The 301-nt window shown below is 39.2% G+C and carries 1 protein-coding gene; it reads left to right on the top strand.

Translation table 11 applies throughout. From position 1 onward, the window contains the following. Positions 1–301: hypothetical protein (locus ACHFIZ_RS17990; RefSeq protein ID WP_410888359.1), on the top strand; the 301-nt coding region annotated here is incomplete at both ends.

Raw genomic sequence — 301 nt, 5'->3', positions numbered from 1 at the left:
CGTCATCGGCTTGCAGAATACGAGCAGTTTAAAAGCTCACCATTAAGTGATCAGGATAAGCCCTCTTCTTTATTGAACCAATATCTCAGAACGGGTTCAGTTTACAATAGTTCTAATCGTTCAAAACCGCGTTTAAACGATGAAGTGCTGGAGATCATCAATAAGTGTTTAGAAGAGAATACGGCAAAACGTTTAGATGGCCGTTCCAAACAACGACTCAAGAATATAGATATTCTCGAAAAGATCCATGAATTGGGATACCAGCTGAGTTATAGCAGGCTATGTGATCATATTTCCAAGA

Source organism: Pedobacter sp. JCM 36344 (assembly GCF_046546555.1).
GTDB lineage: Bacteria > Bacteroidota > Bacteroidia > Sphingobacteriales > Sphingobacteriaceae > Pedobacter.
The sequence above is the reverse complement of the archived record's forward strand: the minus strand, read 5'-3'. Positions and strand labels throughout refer to the sequence as shown.